Source organism: Bacillus cereus (assembly GCF_002567495.1).
Lineage (GTDB): Bacteria > Bacillota > Bacilli > Bacillales > Bacillaceae_G > Bacillus_A > Bacillus_A cereus_AQ.
In genome coordinates this window covers 126165-148446 of record NZ_NVAP01000034.1, presented here as the reverse complement: position 1 = coordinate 148446, position 22282 = coordinate 126165, and the positions used below count along the sequence as shown (strand labels likewise).

The window sequence follows — 22282 nt, the reverse complement described above, 5'->3', positions numbered from 1 at the left end:
AGTGTCTTATTTCATTATTGCTTACATGCCTCAACATCAATGCCGGCGGCGATTAACTTCTTTTCTCCATCTTGTTCAATGATTTTTTGTAATTTAGATAGGAAAGAATCAAAGTTTGTATGCTTTGCTACTTGGAATGTCATTTTATGTTCAATTGGTAGCCACGTATCAATATCGGCTTCGTTATGCTGGATTTTCACCTCAAGTTTATCAAGTGCATTAGCAACTTTTGCTTCGTACGTTTCTTTCGCTTCAAACTCCATCCACAAGTCATATAATTCCTCACCGAGAGAACCTGTTAATGTTTGTTTAATATTTAAAATTGCCTCTAGTTCATTTTTTTGTTTTTGTAGTTGTAATTCGTGACTATTCATTGTATCAAAAGCAGGGATATCACCAGCTTCGGCTTCGACTAGGTCGTGAATAATAACCATTTTAAGTAATCTTTCAATATTTACTTTTTGATCCAAATAAGGTTTAACTAAAATGGCCATTAGAGACATACGCCATGTATGTTCGGCAACACTTTCTTGACGTCCGTTGGAAAGCCAGCTATGTCGCATTTCATATTTTAGTTTTTCTGCTAATGCAATGACTTGTAAAATGTTGTGTTCCATCGTGATCCTCCTCATTTTTCTATACCATAATTCTAATATAGAAATGAAATGTGTCAATTTCATGAGTATATTGCGATAAATAGATGATAAGCGTATAATACATGTTATATGTGAAAACGCATTATTAAAATAAAAAAATGTTTTATAAAAATGGGAAGGAAAGGGCAGAAATATGGGAGAAAAAAATCAAGTATTGGCTAGACCGCAAAGAAGAAAAAGGAAGTTTGATATTTCTAGCCCAGTGGGCATTATAGTAGGTTTCATCATAGTGATAGCGGCAATTATGATTGGCGGCGGTGGAATAAAAGCTTTTAAAAACTTTTTAGATGTCTCATCTATTTTAATTGTCATAGGGGGAACAACAGCGACAATTGTTGTGGCATATCGATTTGGAGAAATAAAAAAATATACGAAGAGCATTTTTACTGTTTTACATAGAAGAGAAGAAGATTTAGAACAGTTAACGGATTTGTTTGTTGATTTTTCGAAAAAGTCTAAAAAGCATGGTTTGCTTTCTTTAGAGGTTGATGGAGAGCAAGTAGACAATCCTTTTATCCAAAAAGGGATTCGATTAATGTTAAGTGGTTACGATGAAGATGAATTAAAAGAAGTATTATTGAGAGATATTGAAACTGAAGTGTATGAATTAAGAAAAGGAGCAGCATTATTAGATAAAATTGGTGATTTTGCTCCAGCTTGGGGAATGATTGGTACGTTAATCGGTCTTATTATTATGCTTCAAAACTTACAAGATACATCGCAAATTGGTACAGGAATGGCAGTTGCGATGTTAACGACATTATATGGGTCTGTACTTGCGAATATGATTGCAATCCCCCTTGCTGAAAAGGTGTATCGTGGTATTGAAGATTTATATACAGAGAAGAAGTTTGTAATAGAAGCAATTTCAGAATTGTATCGTGGACAAATCCCTTCTAAATTAAAGTTGAAACTGGATACATACGTATACGAAACAAAGGTAAAAAAGGTAAAAGGAGCAGCCTAATATTTCAAGGAGTGGTATGATGAGTAAAGGACCGCAAAGGGGATCGCCCCGCTGGATGACGACTTTTACAGATTTAACGATGTTATTATTAACTTTCTTTGTATTACTAGTTGCTACATCAAAGCAAGATGCAGTAAAATTGTCAAAGATGCTTGAAAAGTTTAGTGATACGGGGCAAGTAGATGCAAAAGTAATGGAAAATACAATACCAGATATTTCACATGAAAAAAATGATGAAAAAATGGTCTCAAAAAAGAGAATGGACGAATTATATAAAAAGTTAAAAGCGTATGTAGATAATAACGGTATTAGTCAAGTGAATGTATATCGAGAGGATACAGGGGTAAGCGTCGTTATAGTAGATAATTTAATATTTGATACAGGTGATGCGAACGTTAAACCTGATGCGAAAGAGATAATAAGTCAATTAGTTGGATTTTTTCAATCGGTACCTAACCCAATTGTTGTAGAGGGACATACAGATAGTAGACCTATTCATAACGAGAAATTCCCTTCCAACTGGGAGTTATCTTCAGCACGAGCGGCAAATATGATTCACCACTTAATTGAAGTGTATAATGTGGATGATAAAAGGCTAGCTGCGGTAGGATATGCAGACACAAAGCCAATTGTACCAAATGATTCACCGCAAAACTGGGAAAAAAACCGTCGCGTTGTCATTTATATAAAAGAGTAGTATATTATTATTTTAATAATAAAATAATAAAAATACAGAAATTCTTTTAAAAAAATATTAAATTTTATCATTTTCTTTTGTATAATGAGTGAGAATGATAAGGTGAAATATTAAGATATATTTATACATAGAAGGAGAGAATTAAAAAGAATGGCACATAAAATTTTAGTAGTAGACGATGCGATGTTTATGCGAACGATGATTAAAAACTTATTAAAAAGTAATGCTGAATTTGAAGTTATCGGCGAAGCAGAGAATGGGGTAGAAGCAATTCAAAAGTATAAAGAACTTCAACCTGATATTGTAACTTTAGACATTACTATGCCAGAAATGGACGGGCTTGAAGCATTAAAAGAAATTATTAAAATTGATTCAAGTGCAAAGGTTGTTATTTGTTCTGCAATGGGACAACAAGGTATGGTATTAGATGCAATTAAAGGCGGAGCAAAAGACTTTATTGTAAAGCCATTCCAAGCGGATCGTGTAATTGAAGCTTTAACAAAAGTAGCAAATAGCTAATATAGAAGGGGTGCCACAAGGAATCAAAACAGTGATAGCGGATCGACATGTGGCCCCCTTTTTTCTCGTTATAAAACACTAAATTGTTATACATAAATGAAATGTTTGTTAGACAGGTAGGGGATAAAAATGCAAACAGATCTATTAAATATATTTTTCGAAGAGTCAGAAGAACATTTACAGTCGCTAAATGAGAATGTGCTAGTGTTAGAGCAAAATCCTACTGATATGGATGTTGTAGGAGAAATATTTCGCTCGGCTCATACATTCAAAGGTATGTCTGCGAGTATGGAATTTACGGAGATGGCTGATTTAACGCATAAGATGGAAAATGTGTTAGATGAAATTCGTCATGGAAATATAGTTGTAAATGCGGATATTATTGATGTGATTTTTGAGTGTATTGATAATTTGGAGAAGATGGTTGCAGATGTGCAACAAGGTGGAATGGGCAATATTGATGTAGCCTCAACTAAACAGAAATTAGAAGCATTATTGAACTGCAATGTAGAGGCTTCTATGAAACATATAGAGCAAGAGTTCATAAACAAGAATGATGCAGTATCGCATGAAGTGCATATAACAGTTGAACAGCAAGCGATTTTAAAAGCAGTACGTGCCATTATGTGTATTGAAGCATTGCAAAATGTAGGCAATATACAAAAAACAATTCCAAGTATTGAAGAAATAGAAGCGGATGCTTTCGGATTTGAATTTACAGTATTTATGGATACGGATTGTAGTGTAGAAGAATTGAAACAAGTAGTACTTCATGTTTCTGAAATTGAGAAAGTAGAAGTAACGCAAGGAGAACCGATAGCACGGGAAGTAGCTTCGAAAAAAGTTGTTACACAAGAAGTTGTGCAAGTAGAAGAAACGCTACAACCAGCTGTGGTTACACCGGTAGAGGCAACGAATCAACCTACAAGTACTATGCCAGCTAAAAGCACTGCAAAAACGAAAAATGCTAAAGTGGAGAATCGTTCAATTCGTGTTCAATTAGAAAAAATCGAAAGATTAATGAATATGTTTGAAGAAAGTGTAATTGAGCGCGGGCGTATTGATGAATTGGCTCAAACGATTCAAAACAAGGAGCTAATTGAACATTTAAATCGACTAGGCGATATTTCAAAAGATATTCAAAATGTACTATTAAACATGCGTATGGTGCCGATTGAAACGGTCTTCAATCGTTTCCCGCGTATGGTACGTATGTTAGCGAAAGATTTAGGGAAAAAAATTGATTTACAAATTACAGGCGAAGATACTGAAGTCGATAAAATTGTTATTGATGAGATCGGTGATCCGCTCGTTCATTTAATTCGAAATGCAATTGATCATGGGATTGAGACTGTTGAAAAACGCCGTGATGCGGGTAAAAATGAGACAGGTACGATTAAATTAGAAGCGTTTCATAGTGGAAATCATGTCGTTATTCAAATTACTGATGACGGAAATGGTATTCATAAAGAAAAAGTATTAGAAAAAGCGATTAAAAACGGTGTTGTAACAGAATCTGATGCAAATAGATTAACAGATCGTGAAGTGTTTGATCTTATTTTCCAACCAGGATTTAGTACAGCTGAAGTTGTATCAGATCTTTCGGGACGCGGTGTTGGATTAGATGTTGTAAAACATACGATTCATAGTTTAGGTGGACATTTAATTATTGATTCTGAGGAAGGAAAGGGAAGTACATTTAGAATTGAGCTTCCGTTAACGTTGTCTATTATTCAATCTATGCTTGTTCAAACGAATGATAAGCGTTATGCTTTACCTCTTGGAAATATTGTTGAAGCAATTCGAATTAAGAGAGAAGACATCCAATCCTTACAAGGAAAAGATGTGTTGAATTATCGTAATCAAATTATTGAAGTGAAGCATTTAAGTACTGTATTTGGTGAAAAAACAGTAGATGAGGCGTTTGCGTCATATGATGGTCAAATGGTTCCTGTGTTAATTGTTCGTAATACACATCGCAGCTATGGACTTATTGTAAACACAATTATCGGTCAAAGAGAAATAGTCTTAAAGTCATTAGGTGACTTCTTTGCAGAGAGTTCTAACTATTTCTCTGGTGCGACGATTCTCGGTGATGGACGAGTGGTCCTCATTTTAAACCCAGAAGGTTTATAATAGGAATGAAGGAAAGCTCCCCACTTGTATACAATTGGGGAGCTTTTTGGCTAATCGTTACTAATCTAATAAATGGGAATACATACATAGTAACGTTTTATATAATAAGTTTGCTAAAATAAAATGAGATTTTATATCATTTGATAGAAAAACAGAAATGAGGAGGCAGGGAAAATGCCTGAGCAACACACAAAAGGGGATACGAGCACGATTGTGCTAGAAAAAGAAAATGAGCATTTAACGCCTCAAGAATGCGATATTCTTGGCGAAATTGCAAATATATCATTTGGTTCAGCTTCGACTGTATTATCAACGATTTTAAATAGGCAAGTAAGCATTACTGCTCCTCGCATAGAGTTGGTAGATTTATATGATTCAAGAGATGTCGAAGTTCCACATGTTGTATTAAACATTCATTTTACAAAAGGATTAGATATGGAAAACCTTCTTGTCCTTAAGCAAGATGTTGCATTGTCCATCGCTGATTTAATGATGATGGGAACAGGTGAAGTGGAGGACGGAAAAGAACTTGGTGAATTAGAGCTAAGTGCTGTACAAGAAGCGATGAATCAAATGATGGGATTCGCAGCTACATCTATGTCGGAATTCTTCCAAGATACAGTAGATATGTCTCCGCCGACGATTAATGTTGTAAAGTTATCAGAAGAAATGGAGAAAATCTCTGAAATAGATGGAAATCATACGATTGTTAAAGTGTCGTTTGATTTAAAGATAGATAATCTTGTAAACTCTAAACTTGTACAAATTGTTTCAGTTGAGCATGCGAAACAAATGGTAAATAAATTAATGCAATTATCTGGTGGAGTAGAAGAAAAAGACGAGCCGGCAGAAGTAGTGGAAACTGAGATTGTAGAAGAACAAGTTGAAAAAGAGTATTTAACACAAGAAGAGAAAGATGTGCTCGGTGAAATTGCGAACATTTCAATCGGTTCCGCTTCAACGGTATTATCAACACTTTTAAATCAGCCAGTTACAATTAGTACACCAAATGTGGAAGCAATCAATGTTCGTCATTATGATGGAGTACCAGTACCATTTGTTATTTTAAATGTCGACTTTGTTGAAGGGCTAAAGAATGAGAATGTATTCGTATTTACGAAAGATGTAGCCTTAACAATGGTAGATTTAATGATGATGGGAACAGGGGAAGTTGACTCAGAAAAAGAGCTTACTGAATTAGAACTGAGTGGTATTAAAGAAATTATGAATCAAATGATGGGTCATGCTGCAACAGCGATGTCGGAAATGTTTCAAGAAAAAATGGACATGACGCCGCCAAATGTTAAATTTGTAACGTTAAAAGAAGAAATGGAATATTTGGGAGAGTCAATGGAAGTGGACGAACTCGTTCAAATTACGTTCAATCTTGAAATTGGCGATTTGCTTCAATCGAAAATGTATCAAATTTTACCAATTGCTGAAGCGAAAGAAATGGTAAGGCGACTTCTGTATCCAATGGTGGAAGAAGAAGAGATTCCCACAGAAGAAATTGAAGAAGAAAAAATTGTAGAACCAGTTGTGCAACCTATTGAATTTAAAGAAGTAAAACAAATGGAACCAGTATATATGGACACGTCCATTCTACAAAATGTAGAAATGAACGTGAAATTTGTATTTGGAAGTACAGTGAAAACGATTCAAGATATTTTAAGTTTACAAGAAAATGAAGCGGTTGTGCTAGATGAGGATATTGATGAACCGATTCGTATTTATGTAAATGATGTATTAGTGGCGTATGGTGAACTTGTAAATGTAGATGGATTTTTCGGAGTAAAAGTGACGAAATCACTATAAGGCATTGAAATAGGAGTTTGAATTAGTAGATGAAAAACGTAAAGTTTTTTCTAATGAGTTGGCTATGCATACATGTGTGCCTGTTCTTCCCCTTGCAAAGTCAGGCTGAGGAACAAATTGAGCCAAATCAAAAAATAAATGAAGTGAATGTACAAGAAGAAAATAAGGAATCTCAAGAACCGTCAGAGCAAGTGGAAACGAAACAAGATGAAGAGAGACCAAAAGAGATAGAACCAAAAGAAGTAGTGAATGAGCAATTGAGTGAAAGAAAGATAGAAACGGAACAGGGAATTATTACAGTAAATAAGCCGGAGCTTAAAGTTGGCGAAGAAGTGCGGATTTCTGTAGAAACAAATGGGAAAAACATTCAAAGTATGAAAGGTATATTGCAGTTACAAAAAAATGGGGAGCAATATGCGCAAGAAAGAATGTTATCTTTTGAGTATGATGAAGAAACGAAGAGCTGGGTTGCTAACTATAAAGCAGGGGATTTTGATTTGCAAGGTGATTGGAATCTTCAGCTCGTTCAAAGTTACAAAGAGAATGAGAAAGAAGAGCTCATAAAAAATGAAGTGAAAGTCCCGCTCATTCGTATTAAAAATGAAACGCCAACTATAGATAAAGAATTGCCAAAGATACAGAAAGTTACTATTGATGAGGCAAAAGAGAAGTTAATTGAACGAAAACAGGGAGATTCTGTTCAAGTACGAGTGAAAGCGTCAGATGCAGAATCACTTGTGAAAGAAGTGCGTGTTATATTAAAAGGGAAAGAAAATAAAGAGCTTTCCTTTTTGTTAGACTACAACAAGCATGACATGGATTGGCAAAAGGTATTTGAAATAACAGAAGCATTGCCGACTGGGCCATACGAATTACTTGTAGAGATAATAGATGCAGCAGGTAATAAACTTGTTGAGGAAAGTGAATATACCATTTCTGTTTTGGCGCCAAAAAACGAAAATGATAAAAAGATAGAAGAGAAAGAGAAAGAGAAAGAAGATAAATTAGATAATAAACTAGAAAATGAATTAGAAGATAAGAAAGAAAATGAGAAACAAGAAGATTCGAAAGTTAAAAACCTGCTTCCAGAAGAAAAATTGCCAGTTGTTCAAATTCCGAAGCAAGATGAGATAGTAAATAAGTTTATAAAAGAACCATTGAAAGAGAAAGAAGAATTTACTTACGTTATAAAAGAGCCGTTCGAAGACAACAAGGAAGTACATAAGGCGAAGGACCAAAAAGAGAAAAATAATAAACAAGTTGTCTCTAAAAAGAAAGAACAAAAAGAAGAACCGAAAGACAAGAAAGAAGAAAAAGGTGAACAGGGAGTACAAGCTTCGGATGTATTTACTATCATGTCAGGTTTGTTCGTACTGTTTTTAGTTTTAAAGAGTAATAAAGAATGGGGCTAATTATTTCATAGTAGTGGAGGCGCTTAAATGGAGATTAAACGTACGACAATTGAAGATAAGACGCTACAACCATTAAAACAGCCTGCAGCTATTTCGGAACATGAAATCCAGAAAGAACGAAAGCGTAGTAATTTAGTGTTTACTGGACAGTCTAAAATTATTTCGAAAAATAATGAAATAGGTATTTTACTTGCGAGTTTAAGTGATGGAAAGATTATGAAGGAAATGCTTTCTAAAGAGATGGATACAGTGTTACAACTTTTTAAAAAGTTACATACGTTATCTGAAGAAGGAAAGCAATCAGAAAAAGTATTTGAGCAAGTAATTAGAAGCCTGCAAGGACTTGTTAAACAGGCGCATATAAAAGAACTGCCTTTGCTAGATGGAACGTATGATTTCGCTGAAGTACAACTGTCATTTGGTAGAAAGGTACATATTCCTTTACTAGATGTGAGCGCACTTATTTCTAGAGTAGAAAGTGATTCTTCAGAAGGAAATATCAATTTAATGGTAACGGTTATTACTGCTTATATAACGAAATTGTCTAACGAAACAATTTTAATTAGCGTTGCAGACCGTACGGCTAAAGATCGGGATGTAAGTGTTTGGAGAGCGCTTGCGGAAATGAACATGACACAATTGTCACAAGCGTTGAAACAAACGATGCAAGAACATAAATGGTCTATGACGTTTCTTTTCCTCTTTGTATGGATTGTTGCAATTATTCTAATTCGAGTTATATAAAAAAGGTCGTCACAATATAAAGTGACGACCTTTTTTATATTTTTTCGTAGAAGAACGTATCAAATCGCTGAAGATTATAACGTTCAGGTGTTAAAATTTGTTCAGTACTACCAACAAATAGCACACCACCTTTTCGTAAAGAGCGACTAAACTTTTCATAAAGTTTTACTCTTGCTTCTTCTGTAAAATAAATCATTACGTTACGACAAATAATCAAATCATAATTTGTATCGAATGACTGCATTAAAAGGTCGTGTTGTTTGAACGAGACGTTTTGTTTAATGTTTTGATGCAATGAATACATATCATTCTCTTTTGTGAAATGACGTTCTTTCAAATCATTAGGTAATTCCTTTAACGAACGTTCTGTATATTGACCGCGTTTTGCAGTTTCTAAAATATGAAAATCAAGATCTGTTGCTTGAATTTCAAAACGAAATGGAGCTAGATGCTTTGATAAAATTAAAGAGAGTGTATAAGGTTCTTCACCAGCAGCACAAGCCGCACTCCATACCTTTAATTTTCCGCTATTTTGTTCGAGTAATTTTGGTAGTGCTTTTGACTCTAAAGTTTGCCATCGTTCTTTATTTCTAAAAAACTCTGAAACGTTAATTGTAATATAGTCAATAAAATTTAAAAATAAATTTTGATCAGCACGTAATTTGTTTAAAAAATTAGTGTAGTTTTCAAAGCCTTTTCTCGAAATAAAAGCATCGATTCTACGGCGCATTCTATCTTGCTTATACGAAGCGATATCCATATTGAATTGTTGTTTAAAACTCGCGATAAAATGATCGTAATCTTGTTCAATTATCATATTTACAATGGGCACAATAATGATATTGTGCCTCCCCCTTTACATCATACGAATTTTTTGTTCAAATCTTTTTTTCATCTGCTTTTCATGTAATCCTGGTAAATCATAAATGACAGCATCAATACCTGCTTCTTTTGCAACATCAACAGGGATGACAGATGTATGTTTGTCCCCGTTATAAAAACAGAGAACTAAATCAGTATCTTCAATAATTTGTTTAACAAAAAACATATAATCTGACCGGTAAATGGAGTCGGAAGGATGATCAAAAGCAACATATTCGGCTCCGTGTTTTTTTAAGTAATCAACGACTTCTTGAAATTCATCTGTTATTGCTTGTAATGGTTGCAATGTGTAAAGGCATAAATTTTGAGCGAGTCTTTCATTTTCGATGAAAAAACGAAGAACTTCATTTTCAATAGATTTATAACATAATATGTAAATTTTATGTTTGTGAGCATAGTCAGTTAAAAATTTTTTAATTTCTTCTTGATCTAATGCTGTTAATTGATTTGAACCACAAAGGAAAATATTCATAGAATTGTGCCACCTCATGCTAAATTGTAACATATCTTTTATAAAAAATAACTGCAAAATATTACTGTTCAGAGTATAATTATAAATAACTGGATTTTACGATTAAGTTTAGGAAGAAATAAAAAAACAAATAGGTGATATATATGCTACGTTTTATCTCGCATAATCCAATTTTATCGCATATACCGCCTGCTACTCAAATGCCGAAAGAAGCAAATGTCAGGACAGGACTTGCATTTTCGGATAATTTGCATGCAGATCCGAAAAAAGATAAATTACTAGAACAAATGGAAGCGTTTGTCGATAATATTGGAGAAATTAAAGAGAAAATTGAAATGGAATTAACGCTTGATAATGTAATGGAATACAAAAATACAGTAAAATCATTTTTGAATTTTTACGTTGATAATGTATTGCAGTATAAAGATGTTATGTCTCGTCACCCACGTTACGGATATTCACAGAAAATGACGATTGTGAAACAGGCAGAAATGGGATTGAATGAATTAGAAGATGTTATGAATTTAATTAATACGAAAACAGGACATTTAGAAATGTTAAATCAAATTGGAGAAATCCATGGTTTAATTGTGAATTTAGTCTTGTAAAAGGAAGGAAGCTATATGTACATACAATTATATGAAAAGCTCGTTATTATACAAAAGGCGTATGAAAATATTCAAGCGCTTGGAGAGCAAATATATGAGAATTTAAAAAATAAAGATATAAATGCAGTTCAAAAGTTACAAGTAGAACAATTGCAGTACATTGATGGGTTAAAAGGACTATCTAGCTCATTCGAAGAAATGGTTGTTCAGTTTTGTAAAGAAAAGGATGTTGAAGCATCTCGTGTGAGTGCGTTATTTTCGTATTTTTCTCATGAAGAAATTAAAAAAATGGAAGAATTACAAAAAAACGTAACTGAATTAGAAGAGAATGTAAAAATGATTCTTTTGAAAAATCAATATTACTTAAACGTACTATTAAAAACTACAGAAAGCATTGTGGATTCTGTTTCTGAATATAATTTAGAACGAAACAATAATTCGCAAATCTTTATGAATGAACTATTGTAAAGGAGAAGTGAAGCATTATGAGATTATCAGATTATAATACACCGCTATCGGGCATGTTAGCGGCTCAAATGGGGTTACAAACAACGAAACAAAACTTGTCTAACATTCATACACCGGGTTATGTGCGTCAAATGGTGAATTACGGATCTGTTGGAGCAAGCAATGGTTATACGCCAGAACAGAGAATTGGTTACGGTGTACAAACGTTAGGTGTCGATCGTATTACTGATGAAGTGAAGACGAAACAGTTTAATGATCAATTATCCCAGCTCTCATACTATAACTATATGAATTCGACTTTATCACGTGTAGAGTCTATGGTTGGAACGACAGGAAAGAATTCATTATCGAGTTTAATGGACGGCTTCTTTAATGCTTTTCGTGAAGTGGCAAAAAATCCAGAACAACCAAATTACTACGATACATTAATTTCTGAAACTGGGAAGTTCACAAGTCAAGTAAATCGACTTGCGAAAAACTTAGATACAGTGGAAGCACAGACAGCGGAAGATATTGAAGCACATGTTAATGAATTTAATCGTCTTGCTGCTAGTTTAGCAGAAGCGAATCATAAAATTGGGCAAGCAGGTACACAAGTGCCGAATCAACTTTTAGACGAACGAGATCGCATCGTTACAGAGATGTCTAAGTATGCAAACATCGAAGTATCTTATGAATCTATGAATCCTAATATCGCGAGTGTTAGAATGAATGGTATTTTAACAGTAAATGGACAAGATACATATCCACTTCAATTAAATAAAGAAAAAGACCCAATGTCAGTTGAGATTTACGGTTCAGAAATCTCTGTAACTAGCGGAGCAATAAAATCAGCGATTGATACGAAAGCGAAAATTGTTGATTATAAAAAAAATCTTGAAGATTTAATGAGTTCAGTGAAAACTCAAGTGAACACAGTGATGGGAAAAGATTTCTTCGTTGGAGATTATGCGAAAGATATGAAGTTAAATCCAGAATTCCAAAAAGATATTTCGAAAATGAAAATATCTGCTGAAACAGCAAATAAACTAGCAGCAATTACAGATGGAGATTATAAAGAAGGTCTTTCTTATAAACAAGCATTAGACCAATTTATAGTTCGTGTTGCATCTGATAAAAGTGCAGTGAATGCTTATCAAAAAATTCATGGGGACTTATTAGAAGGCATTCAGCAAGAAAAAATGAGTGTCGAAGGTGTAAATATGGAAGAGGAAATGGTAAATTTAATGGCCTTCCAAAAATACTTCGTCGCAAACTCTAAAGCTATTACTACGATGAATGAAGTGTTTGATAGTCTATTTTCGATTATTCGATAAGTGATAGTAATTGATTGAAAATATATAAGGAGGAGATAGAAATGAGAGTATCAACATTTCAAAATGCAAGCTGGGCAAAGAATCAGTTAATGGATTTGAACGTGCAACAGCAATATCATCGAAATCAAGTAACTTCAGGGAAGAAAAACCTTCTTATGAGTGAAGATCCACTTGCGGCAAGTAAGTCATTTGCGATTCAACATTCATTGGCGAATATGGAGCAAATGCAAAAAGATATAGCCGATTCGAAAAATGTATTAACACAAACTGAAAATACTTTACAAGGTGTTTTGAAATCTTTAACAAGAGCAGATCAATTAACAGTACAAGCATTAAGTGAGCAAAATGGTGAAAAAGAATTGAAAGCCATCGGTGCAGAGATTGATCAAATTTTAAAACAAGTTGTATATTTAGCAAATATGAAAGAGCAAGGCCGTTATATTTTCGGTGGGGATAGCGCAGAGAAGCCACCATTTACAGAAGATGGTACGTATCAAGGTGGACAAAATGATGTGAACTGGCAACTAAATGACGGTTATGAATTCAAAGCGTTCCGTAACGGAGAAGCGTTATTATCACCAGTTATAAAAACGTTAAAACAGATGAGCGAAGCGATGCAAAATGGTGACCAAAAAGCATTACAACCGTTATTAGGAGAAAATAAGAAAAACTTAGATGGTATCATTAACCGTACAACTGAAGTTGGTTCAACAATGAACACAATGGAAACATTTAAAACAATTTTAAGCGAGCAAAATTTAGCGCTTCAAGAAAACCGTAAAGAAATTGAGGATGTCGATTTAGCGGTCGCAATTTCTGACTTAGCATATATAAATGCAACGTATGAAGCGACGCTTAAAGCAGTTAGTACGATGAGTAAAACGAGCATTTTAGATTATATGTAAACGAATAAGGAGTGATACAACATGGCAGGAACATTAACAGGTATTGGCGGTAGACAACAAATTTGGAACCTAGGAAATAATATGATTGATACTTCTAATCTTGTAGAATTAGAATTGCAAGCATTAAATATGAAAAAAACACCGTATACAACGGAAAAACAACAACTTACACAAGATAAACAATTATATACAAGTTTAAAAACAGAATTTAGTTCTTTTACACAAACCTTTAAAAACTTAGCATTATTTAAAGGGAATGAAAAAAAAGTTACAACAACACAGGATGGCTATATTAATGTAATAGCTGATGGCGGAGCGATCTCAGGAACATTCAATATGACAATTAAGCAACTTGCGCAACGCCATCAAATTGCTTCAAATGTTATTAAAATTGATGAAAAATTACCTGCAGAAGAAACATTAGAAATTAATGGGAAACCACTTAAAGTAACAACGGATATGACTTATAAGGACTTAATTAATAAAATTAATGATGGTGACTATAGTGTTTCTGCATATACGCTTGGTGGCAAAGTATTTATGTCTGCTAAAAAAGAGGGAATGGGAGGCGAAATTAAGTTTACAAGTGAAAAATCTGATTTGTTCCAAAAAATGGGTTTATCTACAGTGGATGGTAAAGCAGTGAACGTCGTTAATGAAGCACAGGATGCAATATACAGTATTAATGGCATTGAAGGAAAAAGTGCTAGTAATACAATTGAAACACTCCCTGGTGTAAAAGTGGAGTTATTAAAAGTAACTGAATCGAAGGTATCGGACGGTGGAACTGGTACAGACGCAAAAGGAATAGATTTAAAATTTACAGTAAGTGATTCAAACGTAACAGACGCATCCAACCTTATAAAAAAAATGGTGGCAGATTATAATAAAGCGGTTTCTACAGTAGATCTTTTTGCTGGAAAAGATGGAGCCTTCCAGGGACAAGTAATTATGCAAAGTATACGTCAAGTAATGAATAGTGTTGTAACATTTTCTCAAGATGATAATTATTTATTTACTTTTGGTATCCAAATAAAGCAGGATGGGACATTAGAAGTCGATGATGAAACTCTAACAAAGGCATTAAAAGAAAAGCCAGATACAGCTAAACAATTTTTCTTTAGCTCAAATGGTTTAGGAAAAATGATGGAAGCCCCGCTTGAAAAGCTTTTCGGTGATAAAGGTGTCGTTGGGGAACGAGTAAAGAGTATAGATTCGCGTGTAAGTGATTTAGATAGAAAAATTAGCGATATTGATATGCAAAATAAACAAAAACAAGATGAAATTGTGAAAAAGTATCAAAAACTAGAAAGTACATTAGCAGCGCTTGATAGCCAACTAAAAACAATTAAAGCAATGACAAAACAAAAAAGTGATGATTAATGAAAGTTGAGGAAGTGATCGTATGCAAGCATGGCAACGTTATATGCAAAATGATATTATGACGAGTAATCCGATTAAAAATACAATTTTTATTTATGAAAGATGTATTGTAGAGTTTCGTAATTTAGAAGAACTTTTACATACTTTTAATCTACAAGAAGGGGACGCACTTCTTGAAAAACTAGAACGTATTTTTGAAGAACTAAAGCTTCAATTAAATCCTGAAATTACGAAAGATTTATATGATAGTCTCTATGGTTTATATGATTGGATTAGCATTCAAATTCAAACGATGAAAGTAACGCGTGAAGCGAAAGATATTGATGCAATTGTGAAAGTGTTACAAGATTTAATAGACGGTTACCGCGGAGCACTTGAAAATGAACAATGATATTTATCGGACGTTTGTCAGCTGTTTTAATGAAATCGGTGAATTGCAAGTGTCAGATGAAGAGTTTGCTGAGAAGAGTGAGATGTTAAATCGTTGGATGATGACACTAGATGAAGAAAAACGTACGCAAGTTGCAGCAGAAGTAAGCCCATTCATTATTAAGGCAGCTCAGCATATTCGGGATAAGCAAAAGATTTTGGAAGAAATGATTATGACAAATGATGGACGCATGAAAGCCAATTCATTTTACGGTAAATATTAATGATAGGGTTTGGAAACGGATTCCCCTTTTTAATGGGGATCCATTCCTCTGTTTAAGTAAATAGTTCCGCTGATTGAGGTTTCATTTTATGACTGTAATGAAAAAAATAGTAATCTAAATAATATAAAAATGGGCTTTAGTTTATAGTTCATATATTGAAATGTTCTATAGATTACTGTGTGTATACAGTTTTTTGTATTCTTTTTTATATTTTTGTATTTTTCTAAAGACAACAATGGAAAAATGGAATAAAATATGTAAGGGTACATAATGGTGAATATTTTAATAAACGCATATAAGAAAATAAATAATGAAATGAAACTTCCATCAGTGGATCATTAAGTTAGAAAAGGAAGGGTGTGGAATATGCCAGATTTAGTGAGTGATGTAAGCCATTATATGAATTATTTAGTAACGAAACGAAATACTGTTTCTAGTAATATTGCAAATGCGAATACACCTGGCTATAAAGCACAAGATGTAACATTTGCTGAGCAGATGAATAAAAGTAGTGCATTATATAAAAACAATGCGGCTGATTTAAAGAGCAATCCAGATTTATATCAAACGAATAAAATGCACTTACCGACAGTAAATACGAAAAATACATATGCAAAGATTCAAACAAAATCAATGCAAACGAATAAAGACGGAAATAGTGTGGATGTAACGACAGAAATGCTAGATTTAATGAAAGCAAATCAGTTATATGGTATTTCAATTAACGCAATTAATACACAATATGCAATTAACCAAGCGGCACGCGGACGTTAAGTAGAAGGAGAGACAATGGATGTTTCAGGCAATTAATGCAAGTGGCTCAGGGCTAACGACAGCGAGAAAGTGGATGGAAGTTACTTCTAACAATATTGTAAATGCGAATACGACGGCGGCTCCGGGGGCAGATTTATATGAGCGTCGTAGTGTGGTGCTAGAATCAAACAATAGTTTTTCAAGTATGTTAGATGGGTCTCCTACTAATGGAGTAAAAATAAAAAGTATTGAAGCAGATAAAACTGAAAACTTAGTGTATGACCCAACACATCCACATGCAAATGCAGAAGGATATGTACGTTATCCAAATATTGATGCAACTGCTGAAATGACGAATGTAATGGTTGCTCAAAAAATGTATGAAGCGAATACAAGTGTATTAAATGCAAATAAAAAAATGCTTGATAAAGATTTAGAAATCGGCCGAGGATAAGGGGGAAGATGGTAATATGAAAATCCAACCAATGTTACATACACAACCATTTGGAGCAATTCAGTCAATTGGTGCACCGAAAACTTCTCAAACATCTGTAGTTGAGGGGAAAAAGTTTATTGATTTATTGGAAGATATGAATCAAACGCAAAATACTGCGCAAACAGCAGTATATGATTTATTGACAAAAGGGGTAGGAGAAACACATGACGTTTTAATTCAGCAAAAGAAAGCTGAGTCTCAAATGAAAACGGCTGCTCTCGTACGTGATAATCTTATTGAAAATTATAAGTCACTAATTAATATGCAAATTTAGGAAAGTGGACGGGTGTGTTTAAATGGAAAAGATGAAAAATGTTATCCAATCGTTAAAAACGTGGCATAAGTTAGTAATCGGTGCTGCGCTTTTAGCGATTGTAACAGGAGCGCTTTTATACTTCACCTTGCCAGATAAATATGTTGTTGTATATCAAAATTTAAATGATGCAGATAAACAAGAGATTACAGCAGAATTATCGAAGTTAGGTGTCGATTATCAATTAGCGGCCGATGGTTCGATTCGTGTGCAAAAGAATGATGCTCCATGGGTTCGAAAAGAAATGAATGGGATGGGCTTACCGTTTAATTCGAAAAGCGGTGAGGAAATTTTATTAGAAAGCTCGCTCGGTTCAAGTGAGCAAGATAAAAAAATGAAGCAAATAGTCGGTACGAAGAAGCAATTGGAGCAAGATATTGTAAGAAACTTTGCGACAGTTGAAACGGCAAATGTTCAAATTACATTGCCTGAAAAAGAAACGATTTTTGATGAAGAAAAAGCAAAAGGGACAGCAGCGATTACGGTTGGTGTGAAACGTGGCCAACTGTTAACGGCTGATCAAGTTGCAGGTATACAGCAAATGATTAGTGCAGCAGTTCCTGGTGTGAAGGCAGAAGAAGTAAGTGTTATTGATAGTAAAAAAGGTGTTATCTCAAAAGGGACAGATGAAGCGCATTCTAGTAGTTCCTCTTCTTATGAGAAAGAAGTAGAGATGCAGCACCAACTTGAAGGTAAATTAAAGCAAGATATTGATGCAACGTTAATGACGATGTTTAAACCAAATGAATATAAAGTGAATACGAAAGTATCTGTAAACTACGATGAAGTTACACGTCAGTCAGAGAAGTATGGTGATAAAGGTGTGCTTCGTAGTAAACAAGAGCAAGAAGAAAGTTCTACTGCCCAAGAAGGAGCAGATACGAAGCAAAGTGCTGGTATTACAGCGAACGGCGAGGTTCCAAACTACGGTACGAACAATAATCAAAATGGTAAAGTCGTCTACGATAATAAAAATGGTAACAAAATCGAAAACTATGAAATAGATAAAACAGTTGAAACAATTAAGAAACATCCAGAATTAACGAAAACAAATGTTGTTGTATGGGTAGATAATGATACATTAGTAAAACGTAGAATGGATATGACAACTTTTAAAGAGGCAATTGGAACAGCGGCAGGACTTCAAGTTGATCCGAATGGTAACTTTACAAATGGTCAAGTTAACGTTGTAACTGTTCAGTTTGATCAGCCGAAAGTTGAAAAAGAGAAAGAGCCTGAAAAGAGTGGCATGAACTGGTGGTTATTCGGTGGAATTACAGCTGGCTTATTAGCGATCGGTGGTCTAGTATGGTTCTTATTAGCAAGACGTAAGAGAAAGAAAGAAGAAGAAGAGGAATATGAAGAATACTTAGCAGAAGATGAAATTGCTGCAAGTAATGAAAGTATCTTGGAAATTCCTGAAGAAAAATTAGTGCCAGAGCCAAAACCTGAACCAGAAGAACCGAAAGAACCAACGTTAGATGAACAAGTGCAGGATGCTACGAAAGAACATGTAGAAGGAACTGCAAAAGTAATTAAAAAATGGTTAAATGGACAGTAAGGGAGGAACAACGATGTTAGATGAAATCTCCTCCAAAGAAAAAGCTGCCATCCTTATTCGTACATTAGAAGAAGGGGTGGCAGCAAAAGTCATTGAATATATGACAGCTGAGGAAAAAGAAGTATTACTTCGTGAAATCGCGAAGTTTCGTGTATATAAACCAGAAACGTTAGAGAATGTACTAGGAGAGTTCTTATATGAACTAAATGTAAAAGAATTGAACTTAGTCACTCCAGATAAAGAATACATTCGTCGCATATTTAAAAATATGCCAGAAGACGAGTTGGAAAAATTATTGGAAGATCTTTGGTATAACAAAGATAATCCATTTGAATTCTTAAATTCACTTACAGATTTAGAACCACTTCTTACTGTACTGAATGATGAATCACCACAAACGATTGCGATTATCGCTTCTTATATTAAACCGCAGCTTGCTTCTCAATTAATTGAGAGATTGCCAGATCATAAGCGCGTAGAGACGGTAATGGGTATTGCGAAACTAGAGCAAGTTGATGGTGAGTTAATTAATCAAATTGGTGAGTTATTAAAAGCTAAATTAAATAATATGGCGTTTAGTGCAATTAATAAAACCGATGGATTGAAAACAATCGTAAACATTTTAAATAACGTTTCACGAGGTGTTGAAAAAACAGTCTTTCAAAAGTTGGATGAAGTCGATTATGAATTATCTGAGAAAATTAAAGAAAATATGTTTGTCTTTGAAGACTTACTTGGTCTTGAAGATCTTGCGCTTCGCCGTGTATTAGAAGAAATTACAGATAACGGTGAAATTGCGAAAGCACTTAAAATTGCAAAAGAAGAAATTAAAGAGAAACTATTTACATGTATGTCTTCAAACCGAAAAGAGATGATTCTAGAAGAATTAGATGGCTTAGGACCGCTTAAAATGACGGATGCTGAAAAAGCGCAGCAAACGATCACTGGTGCGGTGAAAAAGCTAGAGAAAGAAGGAAGAATTATCGTTCAAAGAGGTGAAGATGATGTCCTTATTTAAAAACAGAATTCCGAAGAATTCTGTTTCTTTTTCTGAAGAAACGTATGAATTACAATTTCCAAAACCAGATTCAGTCCAAATAGAAGAGGAAGAATTACAAGCTGATCATGCAGAGCTCCGCGCCCAGCAAGAATCATTACATATGGAAATGAATGAGCTAAGGCAAGAGCAGCAAATGCTAGAACGAGAGCGGCAGCAGTTATTACAAGATAAAGAACAATTTCAAATGCATATTCATGAACAAATGGAACAGATGGAAGCAGCGCGTGTGCAGTTTCAAAAAGAACAACAAGAAACAGCATACGAATGGACAGAATTATTATGGGATCAATCTTTTCAACTAGCAGAAAAAATTGTAAATCAAGCAGTGGATTCACGTTTACTTGATGTGTTACCTATTTTAACTGGCATCGTTCAAACATTGCCAACTTCGTTTGAAAAATTAGTTATTACAGTACACCCAGAAACATTTGAACGTATTCAAGAAGAGAAAGAAAATACGAAAGAGTATTGGTTATTACAATTAGTAGAATGGAAGTATGATTTCTCTCTGCAGTTTGGTGAATTTGTTCTGGAAGAAGAGAAAGAGTTCTTTGAATTTAAGTTTGCACCTATATTTGCAAAACTTCGTCAGAAATGGGAAGAAGAGAAGTTGTTTGAGGAGCAAAATGTATGAACACCAAACTCATAAACGAACATAGTAAATGGAATGCATTTATTGAAACGCCCTTTTATACGAAAGTCGGTAAAGTTCATAGTGTACAAGAACAATTTTTCGTAGCGAAAGGGCCAAAGGCTAAGATTGGAGATGTTTGCTTCGTTGGAGAACATAACGTTTTATGTGAAGTAATTGCGATTGAAAAAGAAAACAATATGTTACTCCCATTTGAACAGACAGAAAAAGTATGTTACGGAGATTCAGTCACAATAATTGCTGAAGATGTTGTTGTACCTCGTGGTAATCATTTACTCGGAAAAGTGTTAAATGCAAATGGTGAAGTGTTAAATGAGGAAGCTGAAAACATTCCATTACAGAAAATAAAACTAGATGCACCGCCTATACATGCATTTGAACGTGAAGAGATTACTGATGTATTTGAAACAGGAATAAAATCAATTGATTCTATGCTAACAATTGGTATCGGTCAAAAGATTGGTATTTTTGCTGGGTCAGGTGTTGGTAAATCTACTTTACTTGGAATGATAGCCAAAAACGCAAAAGCTGATATAAACGTTATTAGTTTAGTAGGAGAACGTGGCCGGGAAGTAAAAGACTTTATTCGAAAAGAATTAGGTGAAGAAGGTATGCGAAAAAGCGTTGTTGTTGTAGCGACGTCAGATGAAAGTCACCTTATGCAACTTCGTGCAGCGAAACTTGCAACGTCTATTGCTGAATACTTCCGTGATCAAGGTAATAACGTATTACTTATGATGGACTCTGTTACTCGTTTTGCTGATGCCCGTAGAAGCGTGGATATTGCTGTTAAAGAGCTACCGATTGGTGGTAAAACACTGTTAATGGAAAGCTATATGAAGAAGCTGTTAGAGCGTTCTGGGAAGACACAAAAGGGATCAATAACAGGCATTTATACGGTGCTTGTTGATGGTGATGATTTAAATGGTCCTGTACCAGATTTAGCACGTGGTATTTTAGATGGACATATTGTATTAAAGCGTGAGCTTGCAACGCTTAGTCATTATCCTGCCATTTCAGTATTAGATTCAGTAAGTAGGATTATGGAAGAAATCGTGTCGCCGAATCATTGGCAACTTGCAAATGAAATGAGAAAAATTTTATCAATTTATAAAGAAAATGAATTGTATTTTAAGTTAGGAACGATTCAAGAAAATGAAGAAAATACTTATATTTTTGAATGTAAAAATAAAGTAGAAGGTATAAATACGTTTTTAAAGCAAGGTCGATCGGATAGTTTCCAATTTGATGATATCGTTCAAGCGATACACCATATAGTATAAGGCCTCTGCCCAAGAGGTCTTATTTTTTTGTTTTTTAATATTTCACAGATTTTTTTGGAAAAAAACTATATAATAGAAAAAGAGAACGTTATAATAGGAAGGGGCTATGAAAACAGGTGGATAAACAGCAGTACGACACAATAAAATTGCAAATAAATCAAGAAAAAGAACATATTTTAAAAGAAGTGTATGAATTAACAGCTGAAAAAAGAAAAATAGAACAAAAAAAAGAATATGATTTATATGTTGTGAAATCGCGTAGTAAAGTCGTACAAACTGGGCAACGTATTATGGCTGGCATGCTCTCTTCACATACGTTTTCACCTGAAAGAATAGAAGAATGGAATCGAAAAATTAAAAAAACAGAAGGTTTTATTCAAAAAAATGAAAGCCTTTTAGAGCAAGTAAAAGAAAAAGAGCGTGTCATTGACGAGATGTATCAAGAAGATTGCAAAAAGCTTGCGAAAGCACAAGAAAAGCTGGAAGAAAAAATGCTTCTGGATTTGAAAATGTGTATGAATGGATGAGGTG

Annotated in this window: 25 protein-coding genes; 22 read left to right on the top strand and 3 right to left on the bottom strand. The window is 34.2% G+C overall.

The genetic code is table 11. The annotated features are described in order from the left end of the window. Positions 1 to 14: 14 nt before the first annotated feature. A complete protein-coding gene (locus tag COK05_RS15760) occupies positions 15 to 617 on the bottom strand; it encodes an HD domain-containing protein (RefSeq protein WP_098613323.1) in 603 nt (200 codons plus the stop codon). A gap of 172 nt (positions 618 to 789) precedes the next feature. On the opposite strand from COK05_RS15760, the gene COK05_RS15755 reads away from it, so the two are divergent. The 7 genes from COK05_RS15755 to COK05_RS15725 all read left to right on the top strand — a co-directional run bounded on the left by COK05_RS15755 (position 790) and on the right by COK05_RS15725 (position 8946). Further along, complete coding sequence (locus tag COK05_RS15755; RefSeq protein ID WP_098613322.1) at positions 790 to 1623, top strand: flagellar motor protein MotP; 834 nt, start codon at positions 790 to 792, stop codon at positions 1621 to 1623. A gap of 19 nt (positions 1624 to 1642) precedes the next feature. After that, the gene (locus tag COK05_RS15750) at positions 1643 to 2320 is read left to right on the top strand and encodes an OmpA family protein (protein ID WP_098613321.1); all 678 of its coding nucleotides are present in this window, start codon (positions 1643 to 1645) and stop codon (positions 2318 to 2320) included. Between the two features lie 150 nt (positions 2321 to 2470). Beyond that, the gene (locus tag COK05_RS15745; protein ID WP_000940568.1) at positions 2471 to 2839 is read left to right on the top strand and encodes a response regulator; all 369 of its coding nucleotides are present in this window, start codon (positions 2471 to 2473) and stop codon (positions 2837 to 2839) included. A gap of 129 nt (positions 2840 to 2968) precedes the next feature. Continuing rightward, positions 2969 to 4975 (top strand): chemotaxis protein CheA, encoded by a 2007-nt coding sequence (locus COK05_RS15740; protein ID WP_098613320.1) that lies wholly within the window; start codon positions 2969 to 2971, stop codon positions 4973 to 4975. Between the two features lie 174 nt (positions 4976 to 5149). Continuing rightward, a complete protein-coding gene (locus tag COK05_RS15735; protein ID WP_098613319.1) occupies positions 5150 to 6790 on the top strand; it encodes a flagellar motor switch protein in 1641 nt (546 codons plus the stop codon). A 29-nt stretch (positions 6791 to 6819) separates the two neighbouring features. Beyond that, complete coding sequence (locus COK05_RS15730; protein ID WP_098613318.1) at positions 6820 to 8202, top strand: transglycosylase; 1383 nt, start codon at positions 6820 to 6822, stop codon at positions 8200 to 8202. Between the two features lie 27 nt (positions 8203 to 8229). After that, positions 8230 to 8946, top strand: a complete 717-nt coding sequence (locus tag COK05_RS15725) for a hypothetical protein (RefSeq protein ID WP_098613317.1) — start codon at positions 8230 to 8232, stop codon at positions 8944 to 8946. 34 nt (positions 8947 to 8980) lie between these two features. Here COK05_RS15725 and cheR read toward each other — a convergent pair whose 3' ends face one another. Together cheR and COK05_RS15715 are read right to left on the bottom strand one after the other, a co-directional pair. Next, the gene (cheR, locus tag COK05_RS15720) at positions 8981 to 9763 is read right to left on the bottom strand and encodes a protein-glutamate O-methyltransferase CheR (protein ID WP_141539115.1); all 783 of its coding nucleotides are present in this window, start codon (positions 9761 to 9763) and stop codon (positions 8981 to 8983) included. 39 nt (positions 9764 to 9802) lie between these two features. Then, complete coding sequence (locus COK05_RS15715) at positions 9803 to 10300, bottom strand: flagellar motor switch protein FliG (protein ID WP_098613315.1); 498 nt, start codon at positions 10298 to 10300, stop codon at positions 9803 to 9805. 143 nt (positions 10301 to 10443) lie between these two features. On the opposite strand from COK05_RS15715, the gene COK05_RS15710 reads away from it, so the two are divergent. The 15 genes from COK05_RS15710 (at position 10444) to COK05_RS15640 (ending at position 22278) form a co-directional block, all read left to right on the top strand. Continuing rightward, complete coding sequence (locus tag COK05_RS15710; protein WP_098451447.1) at positions 10444 to 10908, top strand: YaaR family protein; 465 nt, start codon at positions 10444 to 10446, stop codon at positions 10906 to 10908. Positions 10909 to 10923: 15 nt separating this feature from the next. Then, a complete protein-coding gene (flgN, locus tag COK05_RS15705; RefSeq protein ID WP_098613314.1) occupies positions 10924 to 11376 on the top strand; it encodes a flagellar export chaperone FlgN in 453 nt (150 codons plus the stop codon). Positions 11377 to 11393: 17 nt separating this feature from the next. Further along, positions 11394 to 12692: a flagellar hook-associated protein FlgK gene (gene flgK, locus COK05_RS15700; protein WP_098613313.1), complete on the top strand. Its 1299-nt coding sequence runs from the start codon at positions 11394 to 11396 to the stop codon at positions 12690 to 12692. Positions 12693 to 12733: 41 nt separating this feature from the next. Then, positions 12734 to 13597, top strand: coding sequence for a flagellar hook-associated protein 3 (locus COK05_RS15695; protein WP_098613312.1), 864 nt, complete (start codon positions 12734 to 12736; stop codon positions 13595 to 13597). Positions 13598 to 13618: 21 nt separating this feature from the next. After that, the gene (locus tag COK05_RS15690) at positions 13619 to 14980 is read left to right on the top strand and encodes a flagellar hook-associated protein 2 (RefSeq protein ID WP_098613311.1); all 1362 of its coding nucleotides are present in this window, start codon (positions 13619 to 13621) and stop codon (positions 14978 to 14980) included. Between the two features lie 22 nt (positions 14981 to 15002). Then, positions 15003 to 15371 (top strand): flagellar export chaperone FliS, encoded by a 369-nt coding sequence (locus COK05_RS15685; protein WP_016077910.1) that lies wholly within the window; start codon positions 15003 to 15005, stop codon positions 15369 to 15371. After that, positions 15361 to 15633: a flagellar biosynthesis protein FlgG gene (locus COK05_RS15680; protein ID WP_141539114.1), complete on the top strand. Its 273-nt coding sequence runs from the start codon at positions 15361 to 15363 to the stop codon at positions 15631 to 15633. Before COK05_RS15685 ends, COK05_RS15680 begins: the two co-directional genes overlap by 11 nt. A gap of 366 nt (positions 15634 to 15999) precedes the next feature. Further along, entirely contained in the window at positions 16000 to 16407 is a 408-nt protein-coding gene (flgB, locus tag COK05_RS15675) for a flagellar basal body rod protein FlgB (protein WP_098613309.1), read from the top strand. Positions 16408 to 16426: 19 nt separating this feature from the next. Continuing rightward, positions 16427 to 16840 carry a flagellar basal body rod protein FlgC gene (gene flgC / locus COK05_RS15670; RefSeq protein ID WP_098613308.1) on the top strand — a complete coding sequence of 138 codons (414 nt, stop codon included), beginning with the start codon at positions 16427 to 16429 and terminating at the stop codon, positions 16838 to 16840. A 16-nt stretch (positions 16841 to 16856) separates the two neighbouring features. Next, a complete protein-coding gene (gene fliE, locus COK05_RS15665) occupies positions 16857 to 17156 on the top strand; it encodes a flagellar hook-basal body complex protein FliE (protein ID WP_098613307.1) in 300 nt (99 codons plus the stop codon). Between the two features lie 22 nt (positions 17157 to 17178). After that, positions 17179 to 18756 carry a flagellar M-ring protein FliF C-terminal domain-containing protein gene (locus tag COK05_RS15660; RefSeq protein ID WP_098613306.1) on the top strand — a complete coding sequence of 526 codons (1578 nt, stop codon included), beginning with the start codon at positions 17179 to 17181 and terminating at the stop codon, positions 18754 to 18756. Positions 18757 to 18769: 13 nt separating this feature from the next. Further along, positions 18770 to 19774 carry a flagellar motor switch protein FliG gene (gene fliG / locus COK05_RS15655; protein ID WP_098613305.1) on the top strand — a complete coding sequence of 335 codons (1005 nt, stop codon included), beginning with the start codon at positions 18770 to 18772 and terminating at the stop codon, positions 19772 to 19774. Next, complete coding sequence (locus tag COK05_RS15650) at positions 19761 to 20450, top strand: FliH/SctL family protein (protein WP_098613304.1); 690 nt, start codon at positions 19761 to 19763, stop codon at positions 20448 to 20450. Before fliG ends, COK05_RS15650 begins: the two co-directional genes overlap by 14 nt. Further along, positions 20447 to 21751 carry a flagellar protein export ATPase FliI gene (gene fliI, locus COK05_RS15645; RefSeq protein ID WP_098613303.1) on the top strand — a complete coding sequence of 435 codons (1305 nt, stop codon included), beginning with the start codon at positions 20447 to 20449 and terminating at the stop codon, positions 21749 to 21751. Before COK05_RS15650 ends, fliI begins: the two co-directional genes overlap by 4 nt. Positions 21752 to 21867: 116 nt before the next feature. After that, positions 21868 to 22278 carry a hypothetical protein gene (locus tag COK05_RS15640; protein WP_000360855.1) on the top strand — a complete coding sequence of 137 codons (411 nt, stop codon included), beginning with the start codon at positions 21868 to 21870 and terminating at the stop codon, positions 22276 to 22278. Positions 22279 to 22282: the final 4 nt, after the last annotated feature.

Bases quoted from the DNA above. Each gene is read 5' to 3' on its own strand.
- COK05_RS15760 (WP_098613323.1), bottom strand. From the start codon at position 617: ATGGAACACAACATTTTACAAGTCATTGCATTAGCAGAAAAACTAAAA.
- COK05_RS15755 (WP_098613322.1), top strand. From the start codon at position 790: ATGGGAGAAAAAAATCAAGTATTGGCTAGACCGCAAAGAAGAAAAAGG.
- COK05_RS15750 (WP_098613321.1), top strand. From the start codon at position 1,643: ATGAGTAAAGGACCGCAAAGGGGATCGCCCCGCTGGATGACGACTTTT.
- COK05_RS15745 (WP_000940568.1), top strand. From the start codon at position 2,471: ATGGCACATAAAATTTTAGTAGTAGACGATGCGATGTTTATGCGAACG.
- COK05_RS15740 (WP_098613320.1), top strand. From the start codon at position 2,969: ATGCAAACAGATCTATTAAATATATTTTTCGAAGAGTCAGAAGAACAT.
- COK05_RS15735 (WP_098613319.1), top strand. From the start codon at position 5,150: ATGCCTGAGCAACACACAAAAGGGGATACGAGCACGATTGTGCTAGAA.
- COK05_RS15730 (WP_098613318.1), top strand. From the start codon at position 6,820: ATGAAAAACGTAAAGTTTTTTCTAATGAGTTGGCTATGCATACATGTG.
- COK05_RS15725 (WP_098613317.1), top strand. From the start codon at position 8,230: ATGGAGATTAAACGTACGACAATTGAAGATAAGACGCTACAACCATTA.
- cheR (WP_141539115.1), bottom strand. From the start codon at position 9,763: ATGATAATTGAACAAGATTACGATCATTTTATCGCGAGTTTTAAACAA.
- COK05_RS15715 (WP_098613315.1), bottom strand. From the start codon at position 10,300: ATGAATATTTTCCTTTGTGGTTCAAATCAATTAACAGCATTAGATCAA.
- COK05_RS15710 (WP_098451447.1), top strand. From the start codon at position 10,444: ATGCTACGTTTTATCTCGCATAATCCAATTTTATCGCATATACCGCCT.
- flgN (WP_098613314.1), top strand. From the start codon at position 10,924: ATGTACATACAATTATATGAAAAGCTCGTTATTATACAAAAGGCGTAT.
- flgK (WP_098613313.1), top strand. From the start codon at position 11,394: ATGAGATTATCAGATTATAATACACCGCTATCGGGCATGTTAGCGGCT.
- COK05_RS15695 (WP_098613312.1), top strand. From the start codon at position 12,734: ATGAGAGTATCAACATTTCAAAATGCAAGCTGGGCAAAGAATCAGTTA.
- COK05_RS15690 (WP_098613311.1), top strand. From the start codon at position 13,619: ATGGCAGGAACATTAACAGGTATTGGCGGTAGACAACAAATTTGGAAC.
- COK05_RS15685 (WP_016077910.1), top strand. From the start codon at position 15,003: ATGCAAGCATGGCAACGTTATATGCAAAATGATATTATGACGAGTAAT.
- COK05_RS15680 (WP_141539114.1), top strand. From the start codon at position 15,361: ATGAACAATGATATTTATCGGACGTTTGTCAGCTGTTTTAATGAAATC.
- flgB (WP_098613309.1), top strand. From the start codon at position 16,000: ATGCCAGATTTAGTGAGTGATGTAAGCCATTATATGAATTATTTAGTA.
- flgC (WP_098613308.1), top strand. From the start codon at position 16,427: ATGTTTCAGGCAATTAATGCAAGTGGCTCAGGGCTAACGACAGCGAGA.
- fliE (WP_098613307.1), top strand. From the start codon at position 16,857: ATGAAAATCCAACCAATGTTACATACACAACCATTTGGAGCAATTCAG.
- COK05_RS15660 (WP_098613306.1), top strand. From the start codon at position 17,179: ATGGAAAAGATGAAAAATGTTATCCAATCGTTAAAAACGTGGCATAAG.
- fliG (WP_098613305.1), top strand. From the start codon at position 18,770: ATGTTAGATGAAATCTCCTCCAAAGAAAAAGCTGCCATCCTTATTCGT.
- COK05_RS15650 (WP_098613304.1), top strand. From the start codon at position 19,761: ATGTCCTTATTTAAAAACAGAATTCCGAAGAATTCTGTTTCTTTTTCT.
- fliI (WP_098613303.1), top strand. From the start codon at position 20,447: ATGAACACCAAACTCATAAACGAACATAGTAAATGGAATGCATTTATT.